Annotated in this window: 12 protein-coding genes and 1 tRNA gene; 6 read left to right on the top strand and 7 right to left on the bottom strand. The window is 48.2% G+C overall.

Translation table 11 applies throughout. The features are described from left to right. Nucleotides 1–69: 69 nt before the first annotated feature. From gspC to DUT67_RS06960, 3 genes are all read right to left on the bottom strand, one after another. Nucleotides 70–933 (bottom strand): type II secretion system protein GspC, encoded by an 864-nt coding sequence (gene gspC, locus DUT67_RS06970; RefSeq protein ID WP_113632258.1) that lies wholly within the window; start codon nt 931–933, stop codon nt 70–72. Nucleotides 934–983: 50 nt separating this feature from the next. Beyond that, nucleotides 984–2,963: a glycosyl hydrolase family 28 protein gene (locus DUT67_RS06965; protein ID WP_113632259.1), complete on the bottom strand. Its 1,980-nt coding sequence runs from the start codon at nt 2,961–2,963 to the stop codon at nt 984–986. A gap of 155 nt (nt 2,964–3,118) precedes the next feature. Beyond that, nucleotides 3,119–4,687, bottom strand: coding sequence for a polysaccharide lyase family 1 protein (locus DUT67_RS06960; protein ID WP_113632260.1), 1,569 nt, complete (start codon nt 4,685–4,687; stop codon nt 3,119–3,121). Between the two features lie 785 nt (nt 4,688–5,472). Here DUT67_RS06960 and gspB point away from each other — a divergent pair. Continuing rightward, nucleotides 5,473–6,048: a type II secretion system assembly factor GspB gene (gspB, locus tag DUT67_RS06955; RefSeq protein ID WP_113626585.1), complete on the top strand. Its 576-nt coding sequence runs from the start codon at nt 5,473–5,475 to the stop codon at nt 6,046–6,048. On the opposite strand, the gene gspS is transcribed toward gspB, so the two are convergent. Continuing rightward, nucleotides 6,045–6,458, bottom strand: coding sequence for a type II secretion system pilot lipoprotein GspS (gspS, locus tag DUT67_RS06950; protein WP_113626586.1), 414 nt, complete (start codon nt 6,456–6,458; stop codon nt 6,045–6,047). The genes gspB and gspS overlap by 4 nt on opposite strands. Nucleotides 6,459–6,566: 108 nt before the next feature. Continuing rightward, the gene (gene alaC, locus DUT67_RS06945) at nt 6,567–7,808 is read right to left on the bottom strand and encodes an alanine transaminase (RefSeq protein ID WP_048261264.1); all 1,242 of its coding nucleotides are present in this window, start codon (nt 7,806–7,808) and stop codon (nt 6,567–6,569) included. 412 nt (nt 7,809–8,220) lie between these two features. On the opposite strand from alaC, the gene dgcA reads away from it, so the two are divergent. Then, nucleotides 8,221–9,201, top strand: coding sequence for an N-acetyl-D-Glu racemase DgcA (gene dgcA / locus DUT67_RS06940; RefSeq protein WP_113626587.1), 981 nt, complete (start codon nt 8,221–8,223; stop codon nt 9,199–9,201). Between the two features lie 42 nt (nt 9,202–9,243). Beyond that, nucleotides 9,244–10,104, top strand: coding sequence for a D-amino-acid transaminase (locus tag DUT67_RS06935; RefSeq protein ID WP_113626588.1), 861 nt, complete (start codon nt 9,244–9,246; stop codon nt 10,102–10,104). Between the two features lie 116 nt (nt 10,105–10,220). Here the strand turns inward: DUT67_RS06935 and DUT67_RS06930 are convergent, their stop codons facing one another. Then, nucleotides 10,221–12,668 (bottom strand): DUF3772 domain-containing protein, encoded by a 2,448-nt coding sequence (locus tag DUT67_RS06930; protein ID WP_048261269.1) that lies wholly within the window; start codon nt 12,666–12,668, stop codon nt 10,221–10,223. A gap of 511 nt (nt 12,669–13,179) precedes the next feature. Here DUT67_RS06930 and DUT67_RS06925 point away from each other — a divergent pair. After that, nucleotides 13,180–13,256 (top strand) — tRNA-Arg (locus tag DUT67_RS06925). 268 nt (nt 13,257–13,524) lie between these two features. On the opposite strand, the gene DUT67_RS06920 is transcribed toward DUT67_RS06925, so the two are convergent. Then, a complete protein-coding gene (locus DUT67_RS06920) occupies nt 13,525–14,415 on the bottom strand; it encodes a LysR family transcriptional regulator (protein ID WP_048261271.1) in 891 nt (296 codons plus the stop codon). 109 nt (nt 14,416–14,524) lie between these two features. Here DUT67_RS06920 and eamB point away from each other — a divergent pair, with 109 nt between their 5' ends. Continuing rightward, nucleotides 14,525–15,112, top strand: coding sequence for a cysteine/O-acetylserine transporter (eamB, locus tag DUT67_RS06915; RefSeq protein WP_048261274.1), 588 nt, complete (start codon nt 14,525–14,527; stop codon nt 15,110–15,112). A gap of 425 nt (nt 15,113–15,537) precedes the next feature. Further along, entirely contained in the window at nt 15,538–16,515 is a 978-nt protein-coding gene (locus tag DUT67_RS06910) for a DUF1852 domain-containing protein (RefSeq protein WP_048261276.1), read from the top strand. Nucleotides 16,516–16,522 lie beyond the last annotated feature (7 nt).

Below are 16,522 nucleotides of genomic sequence, written 5' to 3'. Positions count from 1 at the left end.
CCAAGCCATTGGTTTTTATATTTCGAAAAAACCTGACGCTTAAAAAATCCCTGTCCCTTGCTAAACAAATTAGTGGTCTCCATCCAGTGCCAGATATATATCCTGCTGTTGACCATCACGCTCGACGGTCAAATTAAATTTGCTCATCCCTGCCAATTGCGCCATCGCCTGCTGTGCCTGATCTGCATCGCGTAAATCCATGCCATTTAATGACACAGCGAGATCGTTATCCTGCAAGCCTGCGCGGTAAAAAAGATCGGGATTTTTGCCGGGATTTAACTGATATCCTTTCAGTACTTCTTCTTCCGTGACGGGAGAAATGGTGAGGTAGTCCTGCGCCGAGAAGGGATCTTTTTGTATTTTCTCTTTCACCTGACTAAAAGCGCCAGAAGACGGCGGCGCATCGGCAGTGCTTTCCTCCTGATACAAGTGCAGCGCTTCATAGCGCCCTTGGTACTGGAGCACGACACGATCGGCAGAGATAGTCACAATTTTGGCTTCATAGCCCGGCACGGCATCGCCGACGTTGCGGCTATATTGCTGACTATCTTTAGCGATAATGGCAATCGAACGTTTGGCGTCTTCACTCGCCAATACCCCAGTCAGACTGATATTTAACGATGACAACGGAATATCGCCGGATAATGCGGCGTCGTTAACGGCGGAGGTATCCGCATCGGGAGCATGGCCGAACAAGGTAAAATCACCCAGCGTTGAAGGCTTTTCTTTCGCTTGGGCAGGCGTAACCGACACGCCAACAATGCGTGAGTCTTCAGGTAGGAGAAAGCGCCAGGTCAGTACGGCCAACTGCTGACAAATCAGCAGTAAAATCAGCCCCAATACGATACGTCGAATCAGAGGAGCTGGCAGTGACCGAAAAGTGGCAACCAACGAATTAAAAGACGGATCTTTGAACGCTTGCAATCGTGCCATAGGTAATCATCCATAATACTCCCCACACCTAGCGGCGTGGGGAAAATGCCTTATTCCGTTGCGGCTTCCCGGGTGATGGTTTCATCACCGCTGGTCGTCAGCGCGGCATCATTATTTACACGGTCTTCGAGCCTGATATTTTCAATATGACCGAAATTCCAGGCTCCCGGTACATTCTCAAAAATGACATTTTTAAATTCACTGTTCTTCAGGAACGTGATGTCCGTAGCTTTTACATTTTTGAATTTTACATTCTCAAAATGCAAGCCTTGGTGATAAGCATCACGTCCAAAGGAGAACTTATACGCATCAGCCATTTCAAGCACGGTCATCCCGTCTACCATGATGCTGTTTTTCTTCGGTGAACCATCAACCGTGACGTTAGAAACGGTCACATCACGGAACTGTGCGGGTTCTGCCGCAGGCTGGGTATCGTTCACGTCCGCTTTATATTTGATAGTGAACACGAACGGCTCGTTGACAATATCACGCATCGCGTTATTACGGAATACCACGTCACGCGAGCCGCCGCCATAATAAGGTCGGCTCTTCATGCGCAGGCCAACATCCGTCTTATTCATTACGTTATCTTCAGCAACAATTTTTTCAATCCAGGCACCCGTGTGGCTACCCGTTACCACTGCACCATGCCCACGGCGGAAGTAGTTATTGAAGATCCAGGCACCGCTCTGCGCTTTTTGCCCCAGCGTCGCCACTTCAGCACCGTATCCCGCTGCAAAGTTTACGCTGTCATCACCCGTATCAAAAAAGTTATTGAATACCATGACGTTCTGGCTGTTTCCGAATTCAATGCCATCCGCGTTATTGGCATCATATGTCGTGTGAACCAGCGCATTCATCGCCACATTTTCAGATTCCAGCACCATCACACCGTGGTATGCCGGGTTCAGAATTGTCAGCCCTTCCAGATACATATTGCTCACACCGCGCAACGTCATCAGGCTGGAGCGGCGATTTTTGTACGCTTCCTCCAGTACTATTCCTTCATTAACGGCCTTGGCCGTTTGGTCTTTTGCCAGAATACCGTCACTGCTGACATTGGTGGCTTTGCTCGCACGATAGAGAGGTAAGGTATTATTTAATTCATCAATTTCAGTAATGTTTGCATCACCGGCTTTAATACCGCGCGTCCAGCCATTGCCATCAATCGTGCCCTGCCCGACGATACGAATATTTTTAAAGGTACCAGCATGGCTGCTACCCTGATCGTCCGCTTCGAGTACGTTAATCAGCGAAGGTGGGCGCTTAGGCAATTTAGGTGCACTGTATGGATAGAGATAGTAGCCACGGGCAAGTGGGTAATCGTCACCGTTTGCTGACCCCAGCAACGTAGTGCCTTTCGCGACTTCAAACGTCATATCGCTATGCAGGAACAGCGCACCCGTTTTAAACGTCCCACCTTCAACGACAACTTTACAGCCTTTCGGATACGCGGCTGGCGTACAGTCATCAATCGCCTTCTGAATCGCCAGCGTATCGTTTGCTATCCCATCCCCTTTCGCACCGTAGTTAGTCACGTTCAATGAGGCTGGCGTGGCCGTTGTTTTCTGCACAACCGCTTCACTATCAACGGACTCTTTACCGTCTTCATAAAGCGCGCGTACCGTGAAGCGATACTCTGTTTCCGGCGACAGGTTAGCCACCTTGAAATTATGGAAGCTGACGCGGACGTGCCAGTTGGTGGTATCAATCGCGTTGTAGAAGTTATCGATATAAGGCTTCGCTGGCGAGTGGGTGTTCTGGTTATCAATGGTTCCGCCCAACAAGGTTCCATTCATATAAACACGATAATCTTTAATGCCAGCGGCAGGTTTAGTCGGTTTTTCCCAGGCAAGTACCACGCTGTTGTCATCATAAGCCAGCGTCGGCACTTTAAGATTTTGAGGCGCTGCAGAACGATCGACACCAACATCCGGCGCTGAGTCGCTATCGCTGCATCCGGCAATCAGGCTGCTCAGAACGACTGTCGCGCAGAGTGTAAGACGAGTACGGGGTAAAAAATAAGTCATAGTATTTCCTGTATTTTTACTATTATTTTTCCCGATATATCTCACCCTGCGGCAGATTCATTACCGCAGAATGATTGATATTGGGCAGAGAGATTACAGATAACTATTTCAACAAAAAGAAGGTGTTAATGATGATAATGTGTTAATGACGATAACTAGGGGAGAGAAATATCCAGTTTTCCAGAACCCGCGTTTTCCAGAACATATTTCTCAACGGCGGCGATGGATTTCCCAACGCTATACACATAAGGCGGGCTCCATTCCAATTCATTGGTGCAGGTCTCCAGCGCCCATCCCGGCACCGCTTTCCCAGAACTTGTAGCAGCAGCCTTTTCGGTTTCTTGCAGCGCACTACATTTATCTAAGGCAATTTGATTCAGATTGCTTGCCGGATTGCCATTGAACCAAGAACCGTTGTCTTTAAATTTACTTCCCTTATAAGCACCAATAATCAGTTTTTCGTCTGCACTACCGCCCTGGAAATTAAAAACGTTACTTTCGGAAAGAATCGATGAATCGAAACCCATCCCAATCGCATACAGAATGGGATAGTTTGTATCCGTTGCACCACAGTGATAGTTATTAAGCAAATGCACCTGACCAAAACGCACACGCGGTGAGCGCTGCACGCTGTTGTCCCATAAATTGCCTTCAAAAGTGATCCGATATTCCCCCTTATCACCGTCACCAGAGCCAATTAATACCGTTTTGTCATGCTGGGAAAAAATGTTGTAGGAAATTGTCAGGTAATCGGCACCATCTTCTATATCCAGCAGGCCATCGTGGCGTTGGATATGTTTACCGAACAGCACGGGCTCTAAATGATCGGGATATTCACCATCCGTAAAAGTGCAATGGTCAACCCAGACATTTTTACTGGCATTAATCGATACGGAATCATAACGCGCATTCCAGTTGCCTTTATCACCGTCGCCCGCATCCCAGGCTGGAGCAAAGTCACGCGGTGCCTGAAACGTAATATTACGGATAATAATGTTGCTGTTATCCGTTTTGCCGAACGTTTGGCTTAACGTATTGAGGGATAAATACCCCTCCACCAGTTTCGCGTTGCTACCTACACCTAAAATCGTGGTATTCGGTGGAACCTGAAATTGAATCTGCGCTTTCTGGTTATTGGCATACTGCGAACGCTGACCATTCTGTTTTTTCAACAGGCTAAGCTCTGCACTGGCGGCCGCCGCATCCGTTCCCCCCGCATCCGCAATGGCTTTCAGCTGCGCCAGATAATTCTGATCGAACGCTTTGACATATAAATCAAAATCGAACGTAGTTTTATTCGGTTTAGTTTTATAATCCTCTGCATTCGCATTGCGGCCATTCCCTAAATCATCACCACGGATAGTGCCTTGCCAATAGATAATCTTAGGTTCTAATTTTGCCTGTAGTTCCGCATCGGCATCGCCTGCGATATAACGGGCGCTGCGAACATTATTTAACGCATCCTTTAATTCCTGACGATTACTGACGATATAAATGCTATTTTCATGCGCACCCTCACCACCCGTCGTCGCGTAAAACTTACCGTCCGTGTTCTGGTATTGTGCAGCCCAACCAAACGGTGTGGTTTTCACCTGCAAATCTGGCGGCGCCGTTTCTGCCACTGGCTGCTGACTATTGTCACACCCAGAAAGTACCATCCCAGAAAGGGCAATAGCTACCGCACAGGTGCGTAAACGACCAGCCCCAATAACCGCTCTAAACATTTTATCCCTCAGTATTTTTTAATTATTAAAATAGAAAAATAAATCCGCAAAAAATCCTGCGATATTAATCGCACACTTTGAAATTTTTTTATTCGTAATTTAGCGGCAGATTGGCTCATCCCTTATTGATAAAAAATCAGCGAAATACCTGTAGTAAAAACCACATAATAGTACTGCCGATTCAACACTCAGGATGCTTAATTAAATTCTTATAACCCCCTCGTTTATTGACGATTAAAACACCAAAAAGAAACACCATACCTACAATGGTAAAACATGGTTTCATTAAAGCAAATTCGCACATTTTTTTTGCGACCCGCATCAAGATTCCATGCGTGATTATTATGATTACAATAGTTTTTAATCAAAATGGAGGAACTGTCACATAACCGAGAGATTCAGTTTTCTGGTGCTTCCTATTTTTTGCAAAATAAGGCATGCAGCACCATCCTACTCACCCGACTTTCGTTTATGATGTGATGCTACACGACCTAAGTACCCCCTAAATAATTCGAGTTGCAGGAAGGCGACGACGCAGTGACAAATTCGTCAAAGACGAATTTGAGCAGCCAAAGGCTGACCTCTGGTGAGAGACATACTTGTCTCTCATTCATCCCCAGGAGCTTACATCAGTAAGTGACTGGGGTGAGCGAGGACAAATCGGCATAGCCGATTTGAACGCCGTAAGCGGCGGCCCTTCAGGGTGAGGCTCATAGATGAGCCGAGTATTGCCAACACACATGCAGCTTGAAGTATGACGGGGATAAATAATTAAGGATTAGCGCGTGGATAACGCACCGGACGCACAGACACACTCACAGCCAGCGCTACTTGCCAGATACCCGATGCCCGGTTATCTGATGGTTGTTTATGCTTTACTTTTTATCGCCCTAGGCTGGTTCAGCCACCAGCGCTGGGGTAGCCCTACGACGTCTCCGACGACCACGTTGGCCGTTCAAGCCGCCACCTTACCTACGGTTGAGGGACAAGCGTCGACAGCACTCACAGCGACGCCGCATCAGGGAGAGACTCATGTCGATGCGCCTGCTGCCCCCCTTGAGAAAAAGACCACGCTGTCGTTACCGCCCATCAGCAATGGGGATATTCCGCCATTGACCTACAGCGCACATGTTTATACGTCGGACGAAGCCAAACGCAGCATCACGCTCAACGGCCTGCAATTCCGTGAAGGCGACTCGCCGATGGAAGGGCTAACCATAGAACAAATCCAGCAGGATATGACCATTTTTAGCGTAGAGGGTGAGGTGTTTATTCTGGAAGCGCTGGAGGATTGGCCAGGCGGAAAATTCAACGAGAATGAACGTTCCGCCGCCAACGAAAGTGGAAATACTACGCCTTAACCGTGGCTACGCATGGCATCAATAAACGGCGTCAGCGTGCGGTTAAATTCCGAACACTGCGCCTCTTTTGGCGTACTGTCTTTTAATAACCCTTGATACAGGCTTTCACTGCGCTGCGGTAAAGCCTGATAGTTCGCAACATCCCAGCCTCTTTGCTTCGCCACAGCCAATGCCACATTGGCAATCGTCGCATCATCGGGAAGGTCGCTACGGTTGCATTTCGATTTGAGATACCGGGTGGCCGCCACCAGCGACGACAGCTGATTCAGTTGATCGTTAGAAGAGACCGTTACCGCAGAAGACTGACCTGCCACCGTTCCTTTGTGGGCAGACGTTCCTGTTTGTTGGCACCCGGCCAGCGTGACGCAAAGCAGCGTTAACGCAGAAAATTTAGACAGTGATAACGACATGACAAACTCATCCTGATTGAGATTAACGGTAGGCATTCTAGCAAATGATAAGCCGCTGTCACGGCATGTTTATGTTGCTCCCAGTCAGGCAACTGGGAGCCGAGGATATCAGGCCGCAGGGCCCTTTCCTGCTACGGGTTTCGTGGTCGGCAAGATACCGTCAGCGCGGAACATCGTCTTAATTCCGCGTACCGCCTGCCGAATACGATCCTGATTTTCGATTAAGGCAAACCGAACATGGGTATCGCCATAATCCCCAAAGCCAATGCCAGGTGAGACGCAAACCTTCGCTTCAGACAGCAGCCGCTTGGCGAACTCCAGCGAGCCCAGATGCGCATAGACATCAGGGATTTTCGCCCAGACGTACATTGAGGCTTTCGGCTCATCAACCATCCAACCTGCCTCACGCAGACCGCGCACCAAAACGTTACGGCGCTGGCGATACTGCTCAGCAATATCACGCACACATTGCTGATCGCCTTCCAACGCAGCAATCGCGGCAACCTGCAACGGCGTAAACGTACCGTAATCGTGGTAGCTCTTAATCCGTGCCAACGCGTTTACCAGCTCCGGATTTCCGACCATAAAACCAATGCGCCAGCCTGCCATGTTGTAGCTTTTCGACAGCGTGAAGAACTCCACCGCGATGTCCTTTGCGCCGGGAACCTGCATAATCGACGGTGCCTTCCAGCCGTCATAAACGATATCGGCATAGGCTAAATCATGGATAACCAACACGCCGTACTGTTTCGCCAATGCAACAACACGTTCGAAGAAATCCAATTCGACGCACTGCGCCGTCGGGTTCGACGGGAAACCGAGAATCATCATTTTCGGCTTCGGAATACTCTCGCGGATAGCGCGCTCTAATTCATTGAAGAAATCGACGCCCTCTACCAGCGGCACAGAACGCACCTGTGCCCCGGCAATCACCGCGCCATAAATGTGAATGGGGTAACTAGGGTTAGGCACCAGCACCGTATCACCATGATCCAACGTTGCCAGCATCAAGTGCGCCAGCCCCTCTTTGGAACCAATAGTGACGATCGCTTCACTTTCAGGATCGATATCAACCTCATAGCGGTCGGCATACCAGCGGGAGATCGCACGGCGTAAGCGCGGGATCCCTCGGGAGGTCGAGTAACCATGGGTATCTTCACGCTGTGCAACCGTACAGAGTTTTTCCACGATGTGAGGAGGCGTCGGGCCGTCGGGGTTACCCATGCTGAAATCAATAATATCTTCGCCGCGACGACGCGCAGCCATTTTTAATTCAGCAGTGATATTAAATACATACGGGGGAAGACGATCGATGCGCGTAAAACGGCGCGGAGAAGTAGAATCAGCCATAACATCCTCAAATTAACGTGAGCGCCCGGACCGTCCGAGCGACGCAGCGCCTGTAAAAAGCGCTCGACTCAACATCATTCAAATCGCAGAAAGCCAGTCTTCGTTAACTACAGTTTATTAACTACAATTTTCGTTAACTACAACTTTCGTTAACCACAAGGGGATATGCGACCTGAAGTGTAATGAGCTTATTCAAGCTATCTCAGATAATTCTCTCTGTCGATACCCGCTCATAAATTTTCTCAGTCTGGAATTAAACCTCATTTATTTCTGACTAAAATCGCAAAAAATGAAGAATACGCGCAGAGAGAAGCATTACACTTTAGAGCCCAATCAGGCCAGTCAAACGAGTAACTTACGGCGCTGGGGCACAATAGGGTGGATTCGAGATGATTGATTCAAGAGCAAACTTATGATCGAGATGCGATATTTCACCGAAAGTTGGCCAATAGAGGGCGCATTTACCATTTCACGCGGCAGTAAGCGTCAGGCAGATGTCGTTGTCGTGTCGCTTCAGTCCGGCAACGTGGCAGGCTATGGCGAATGTGTTCCTTATTCACGCTACGGTGAATCCCTCGACAGCGTAATGGAGCAGATTGCCTCACTGCACAGCGACATCCGTAACGGTCTGGATCGGGAGGCGCTACAACCCCTTCTGCCAGCAGGTGCCGCGCGTAATGCGCTCGATTGCGCATTTTGGGATCTCGAGTGCAAACAGCATCGGCAACGCATTTGGCAACGCCTGAATCTCTCTTCACCAACGGCGTTGGAGACGGCCTATACGCTATCGCTCGATACGCCAGACCGCATGCGCCACGCCGCAATACACAATGCCAATCGCCCTCTTCTCAAATTAAAACTGGCGGATGCAGACGATCTGGCCAGAGTCGCCGCCGTTCGCGAAGGCGCACCACTAGCTCGCCTGATCGTAGACGCTAATGAAGGATGGGATACCGAGCGCTATCTGACGCTGGTTCCTGAACTCGCCGCACTTGGCGTCACGATGATCGAACAACCGTTCCCTGCGGGCAAAGACGATGTGCTGGCAACGCTGCCCCGCCCGATTCCCGTCTGTGCTGATGAGTCCTGCCATGACAGCCAGTCGCTAGCCGCTCTGGTAGGACGCTATGACATGATCAACATCAAGCTGGATAAAACGGGCGGACTGACTGAAGCCCTGCGTTTGCGAAAATACGCACAAGAGAAAAATTTAAAAATTATGGTCGGTTGCATGGTGAGCACATCGCTTTCGATGGCACCGGCATTTGTCGTGGCGCAGGGTGCCGCCGTGGTCGATTTGGATGGCCCGTTGCTCTTACAGCGCGATCGCAATAATGGATTGCATTATAACGGTAGCGAAATATTACCGCCCAACGCATTATTGTGGGGATAACGCGCGTTAACCTGCATTGAGCAACTATTAAGGAGTGTTGTGATGCAACGTCTTGTTTACGTTGATGGACAGTATTTAGAAGAGAATGAAGCAAAAATTTCCGTATTTGACCGTGGTTTCCTGTTTGCCGATGCCGTCTATGAAGTGACAGCGGTAATCGATGGCAAGCTGGTTGATTTTCCCGACCATATCACTCGCCTGCAACGCTCCTGCCGCGAGTTATCGCTTACGCTGCCCGTCACCGCAGAAGCGCTCAAAGATATCCACAATGAGCTGATCAATAAAAACGATCTGCAAGAAGGCGCGATCTATTTGCAGCTTAGCCGTGGCAATGCTGGCGATCGTGATTTCTATTTCCCTTCCGCTGACGTCAAATCCACGCTGGTTTTATTCACTCAGGCGCGTTCGCTGGTCGGTAACCCGAAAGCTGCAACGGGTCTACACGTTGTCACCACCGAGGATATCCGTTGGCATCGTCGGGATATCAAAACCGTCAGCCTGCTCGCTGCCAGCCTGGCGAAAGAATATGCCCACGCGAATAAGGCAGATGACGCTTTCTTTGTCCAAGATGGCTTCATTACCGAAGGCAGTTCCTGCAACTGCTACATCGTCCTGCATGACAACACCGTTGTGACTCGCCCACTTAGCAACGATATTCTGCACGGTATTACCCGTCAGTCGCTGCTCAAACTGGCAGAAAAAGATGGTATTACGTTAGAAGAACGCTGTTTTACGCCGGAAGAGGCGTATCACGCCAAAGAGATTTTTGTCAGTTCAGCCACTATGCTCGTCCTCCCCGTCGTGATGCTGGATGGAAAAACGATCGGCGACGGCAAGCCCGGCCAGATTACTCAGCGGCTACGTGAAATCTATCTCGATATGATTAACCAGCAGGGAAAATAGCCGCGATTCACACCCTGTGAGCACGGCTTCGATGTCCATCCGTTATCCGTTCAATATCGGATAACGGATGGCTATACCCGTCATACTGCAACTCGAATTATTTAGGGTATAAATCATTATTTATCCTCGCCCGAAATGCTGTCAGGCAGTGCAAGCCCTGAATTTTCCAGCACCATCTTCTGCGGTACGGCTAGCGGAATATTAGATGCCCGTAACCGCTTGATGATCTCAAACAGCAGGTCGCTCTTCGCTTCCGATACCATTCTCGGACTGCTGACATAGCCCGTGACACTCAGCACCATGCCCGTCGGGTTCAACTGGCTGAATTTCACTGACGGCGCCGGTGACTCCAGAATCGCATCATGGTTGATGTAAGCATCCAGCAAAAGTGTCCGAACTTCTTCAGGATCGATATCCAACGGGAACGTCAGCGCCAGCGTCGCAACCCCAAACGGATTCCCCATCGTAATATTGCGCACATTCTGTGAAATGAATTGAGAGTTCGGCACGATCACCGTCGAACGATCACCCAGTTGAATTTCCGTCGCACGCACGTTAATCCGCCGGATATCGCCTTCAACTCCGCTGATACTGACCGAGTCCCCGACTTTCACCGGGCGTTCCGTCAATAGAATCAGGCCAGAGATAAAGTTCTTCACTATCTCCTGTAAGCCAAAACCGATACCCACCGACAACGCACTGACAATCCACGCTAGCTTGTTCCATTCAATCCCCAATGTCGCCAACGTCAGCAGAATAATCAGGATATAACCGATATTGCTGAATAGCGTCACCAGCGACGCACGGATTCCTCGCTCTAGCGTCGTTTTAGGAAGAAACTCGTCCTCCAACCAGCGTTTTGAAGAGCGTAAAACATAAACCCCTACCACCAGAAAGAGCACGGCATTGACCAGATGGGCAGGCACAATGCTCAAGGTTTCCAGCCCTTTCCCCCCCCAGATTTCAACGGCTTTTTGCACCAACTCCAAAGGGGTAGTGGTGCCAAACGTACCGTTAAGTAAGGCAACGGCCGCCATCAAAATTAAAAAGACTTTACCACCAGCCGACAGAAGCAATGTGGCCTGAGCCAGATGCCGATCGTCCAGATTGAGCGAATTTTTCATCCGCTTGCCGCTGGCATTGTTAGGAGAAAAAAGGCTTTCGCAGATATCGGTAATAAATGTTGAGAATAAATACAGGCAGGAGAACACCATGCCAATCCACACCAGCTCGAACGCCAGGAAGCGACCTAGCGAGATATAACCGATGACCAGTGACACCAGAATAGAGAACGCCGTCGCCAATACAGCAAGATGAATCACGCCAGATAACGTCGAACGCGCTTCCGGCTGTTCCCCTGAATGCACCATCTGCCGACGAATCTGATCGCTTTTCAGCGTGATCGTCCCGGCAGTAAACGCTAAGAACAGTGCGGATAAGCCATTCACCATAATGGTTGCCGCGACCGATGTCCCCACCGTCGCCGTCACTTGTTCAATAAAACCAAAGATCAAAATAATGCCAGCAGCGACCACAGGGAACGGCTTCATGGCTTTTGCTACTGGGTTAGCAATCGCGGGCAAGCGCCATGAAGGACGCTGATTTGACAGGAATGCGCGCCCCAACCCAGCAATCATCGAACAGAAAATGGCCTGCCTCACCAGCGCATCAAGGAACGACACTACGCGTTCTGTCGCCTCGCCATGGCGCGTGAACGTGAAGTCGATCAAATTCACTGCAATACCGATCGTGACTACGGTTGAGATAACTGACGCCGTGGCTAAAAAACTCCGCCGCAAGCGCCCTTCCGGTAACCAGTGAATTCCCGCCCAGGCCAGATATTTCTCCAGATACCGACGCCCTGCCGAACTCATCGCCATTGCAATCAGAATCAGGAAGGCAGAACCGTAGCGCCAGTCTGGTTCCCAAGCCACCGTAAAGGCGTCGGTTAACTGATCCTGAAAGGTACTCAGGCGACGGACATCCTCGGCCTGTGGTGCTATAAGGGGAGCCCAAAAACGCCCGCCCAGAATGCTGCCAGAATTCAATGCCAGTTGCGTTTTCAGCGCACTACGGCGAAGCGTAACGATTTGCGCCGACAGATTAGCCGCACTGGCGCGTAAAGCCTGAATCTGCTCAATCTGTGCGTCCATTTTTGCTTTTTGCGCATTCAGGCTGTTTCGCTTACGCGTCACTTCGCTGGTTTCATTAATACTGGAACCAGATTCTGGCGCAGGCCCTAAGACATCCAACTGAGCCTGAATTTGGGCACGCTGCGGTGCCACGGCATTAGAAAGCTCGTTGGCGTTATTCACCAACTCTTGCGTTGTGTCATTCAACGCACCAAATTTGCTGTCGTTATTTGTGCCTGAAACCTGCTGCTTGATGCTATCTAACTGTTTTTGCAGCTTGATCAACTCAGCATCAACATTAATTTTTACTGGCGCATCGGTCTGCGCGGGCTGTGGATCAGAATCCGCACTCGCCGCCGATGCATATCCAACAGGCAGCATCAACATCGCCAGCAGACAAACGCGCAAGAATGCGGATGAAAGAATGTTCATAAATCAAAAGGTTCCAAAGTTCGACAAAATAGCGGATTCACAAATAGCCGAGCAACAAGCCTCGCGAGTGAAAGCAGCCCACATTCATCCAAAGCCCAACGAATGCGGGCATAGTGTACCAATAGCGCAGGATGCAGAATATGCCTGATCATAACTTGAAAAGAATTACTGAACGCATCCAGCAGATATACTCTAAATAATTCGAGTTTCAGGCAGGCGGCAAGGGAAGGAATCCCGATGAGCTTACTCAAGTAAGTGATTCGGGTGAGTGAGCGTAGCCAACGCACATGCAACTTGAAGTATGACGAGTATAAAACTGAAACTATCAATGCGATGTCTGCGACGCTCGCAATTGTGCAAAAAAGTCACACCAGAAAAAGCGACATCCACCAAAGTTGTACAGGGATTCACCGTATAGCGTAAATCCAGCGTCAACCCGTTGACTCACCGAGACGTGTGGGTATAATCCTGCCCACTGTTGTAACAAGCAGCAGCCACTTCTTTGCGCAATGCGCCCTTAGCTCAGTTGGATAGAGCAACGGCCTTCTAAGCCGTAGGTCACAGGTTCGAGCCCTGTAGGGCGTACCATTTCGAAGTAAACAGACGTCAACCGACGTCTTTTTTTATGCCTAAATTTCAGTTAATTAGCTATAAATCCGCTGCTTTCAGTCAACCAGACTCTACCGACATCTCCGTACATCAAGTAGGATTTGTTGGTATAAGTGATGGTACAAGCCCGTTCAATGAATTCTTATACCAACAGCCAGCGTATGCCGACACCTCAATATGGAGATCTGCTATGCCACTCACCGACGTAAAAGTCAGAAGTACCTGGGATGATTAGGCCATGACGGTCTTACGCAGAAGGTTCGTTTCCTAAACACTGGCGCATGCACTCGAGAAACGTCTTCATTGCAGGGCTCACGGTTCGGCCTGCATGATAGGCGCAAAGCGCCGTAATCGTTAGTGGATGCTCGGTGAAAGGCAAGGTCTTCAACTCGCCTGACTCCAGTTCACGGACAACGCTGAACCTTGGAAGGAAAGAGACACCAAGGTTTCCGGCAACACAATTTTTGATGCTCTCAATGCTCCAGAGTTCGATAGTACTATCTATCGTTATTTTTCTTTCACGAAGTGTGGATTCAAACATTTGTCTGAATATACATTGCGGTTCATTGATGATGAAACTGACAGGAATATGTTGATTATGTTGAGTAAAGTCGACATCTTCGAGTTCAGGCGAGGCAACGAGCACAAGTTCCTGTTGTCCGAAATTTTCCATATGCAACGCTTCATCATTACCGACGCGGTAAAAAACACCTAAATCCGCATTATCAGAAAGTAATGAATCCCGTATGGTGTAGCAATTTACCGACTGCAAGTAAATATGAACCTTTGGCGCTTTTAATCTGAAATGGCGTAACACTTCTGGCATTTTATACGCCAGCAAGGTTTCCCCAATCATCACTCGCAGTTCACCTACGATTTCCGTCCCACATTGTGATACCTGACGAATTCCGTCCAAAACCCGGGTGAGTTCGTGTACCTGGGGCAATAAGGATTTTCCCGCCGAAGTGAGTGCCATACGGCGCCCAATTTTTTCAAAAAGCTGAATGGATAATTCCTGTTCAAGCTGCTGAATTTGAAACGTTACCGTTGATTGAGTACAGCAAAGTTTGCGGGCGGCCTGAGCGAAAGAGCCCTCTTCAACAATGGTTTTAAAAGTAACGAAACGTCGCAAGTCCACATCACACCTCGGAAAAAAACATCGAAAAATTGAAACTTACAAATCTAAAACTTTCACTATTTTGACGTTATTGGGTGGCTAATATCCTGAAACTAACAGGAGAATACAAGTGACATCAGCAATAATTAGTGGTTTTTTGACCTATACGTTAATAACGGCGCTGACGCCAGGTCCTAATAATATTTTGGCGCTAAGTTCAGTAAATCAGTATGGACTACGCCGTAGCCTTCGGGTGCTAGCAGGTATGAGCACTGGATTTTTTGTTCTGATGCTTGCCTGCGGGATTTTTACTTTTACGCTCATTAGCATCCTTCCCGCCGTGACAAAATGGCTCGTCTGGGCAGGAGTGGCTTACATACTCTGGTTGGCTTGGCGCATTGGAACCAGCGACTCTAACGTTTCAAATGGAGCTGATAAACCCTTAAGTTTCTGGGTTAGTTTCTGGCTTCAGTTTGCAAACGTTAAGATTATTCTTTACGGAATTACTGCACTCTCTGCGTTTGTGTTACCTGTGACCCATGAAGTCTTCTGGGTCGCAAGTGTCAGTATTCTTCTGGCTATTATAGGTTGCCTCGGTAACTTTGTTTGGGCTTTGGCAGGGCACTTTTTTCAATCGATCTTCAGGAAATATGGCAGAGCCGTAAATATCACGTTGGCTTTGCTACTTGTTTATTGCGCTGTACGGATGATTATTTAAACATAACAACATATCTCAGAGTCAGCCCCCATTTGTTAGCAAAGGGGGCATTTCCGCCTAAATCGATGCAATCATGAGTGAAGCTCAAGTCACCCCCTTTTGAGCAATGAAATCGGCCTTCCACATCTTTTAGCCTGACCATCAGTCAATTCAGTTAGTCGCTCATAACCCCATAGATTCCAGAGGTGGTTCCTGCAATACGGGGGCTTCTGCACTAACGCCAATCCTGACCACATACCTGATCATGAATATAATTCATCTTTGATGAAATTAACTCTCTTTCACTCATCCAATGACTCTGGCATAAAATATGCAATATTAACGTATTGACAACATGAAGACTGCTGAGTAAGAAACAAACAAGATCATTAAAATCAACAAATTAATTCAGTTTTCATATCAAATCTTAGGATGCAAAGACCGCGATGAATAAAGATTTTACATTTACGATTAAGAGCAGTTGCTTCGATGAGAATTACAACCCCTCCGAAAACACGCGTATCACGACCAACTTTGCTAATTTAGCCAGAGGGGAAAGCCGCCAGGAGAACTTACGCAACACGTTAGTGATGATTGATAATCGCTTCAATTCACTGGCGTATTGGGATAACCCTAAAGGCAACCGTTATTCTGTCGAACTTGAAATCATTTCCGTTGAGATCGATATTGAAGGCAATGGCGATACCTTCCCTGCAATTGAAATATTGAAAACGAATATTGTTGATAAGAAAACGAATGAACGCATTGAAGGCATCGTAGGGAATAACTTCTCCTCTTACGTGCGAGATTATGATTTTAGCGTATTACTGCCAGAGCATAATAAGAGTCATTCCGGATTTAGCACGCCAGATAATTTTGGCGATTTGCATGGGAAACTATTTAAATGCTTCACAAATTCAAATTTTTACAAAGATAACTTTAATAAACAACCGGTTATATGCCTAAGTATTTCAAGTAAAAACACCTATCATCGGACGGGGAATCAGCATCCTGTATTAGGCATCGAATACCAGCAAAATGAACCTTCTTTGACCGATTATTACTTCGAAAGAATGGGGTTACAGGCTCGCTACTTTATGCCTGCAAATAGTGTTGCACCTTTGGCGTTTTATTTTTCTGGTGATTTACTGAGCGATTACACGAATCTTGAGCTTATCAGTACTATCAGCACGATGGAGACTTTCCAAAAGATTTATCGACCTGAGATTTACAATGCTAACTCGGCAGCGGGGCAATACTATCAACCCAACCTGAATCATCAGGATCATTCATTAACAAAAATTGTTTATGATCGGGTAGAACGCAGTCAGTTGGCTATTGAGCAAGGAAAGTTTACTGAAGAGCACTTCATCAAACCCTACAAGAATATTCTTGAACAATGGTCTGCTCACTACGCGCGTTGATTCACCA

It is taken from the genome of Pectobacterium peruviense, assembly GCF_003312355.2.
Taxonomy (GTDB): Bacteria; Pseudomonadota; Gammaproteobacteria; order Enterobacterales; family Enterobacteriaceae; genus Pectobacterium; species Pectobacterium peruviense.
Note: the sequence above shows the minus strand (reverse complement) of the source record. Positions and strands in the feature narration are given on the sequence as shown.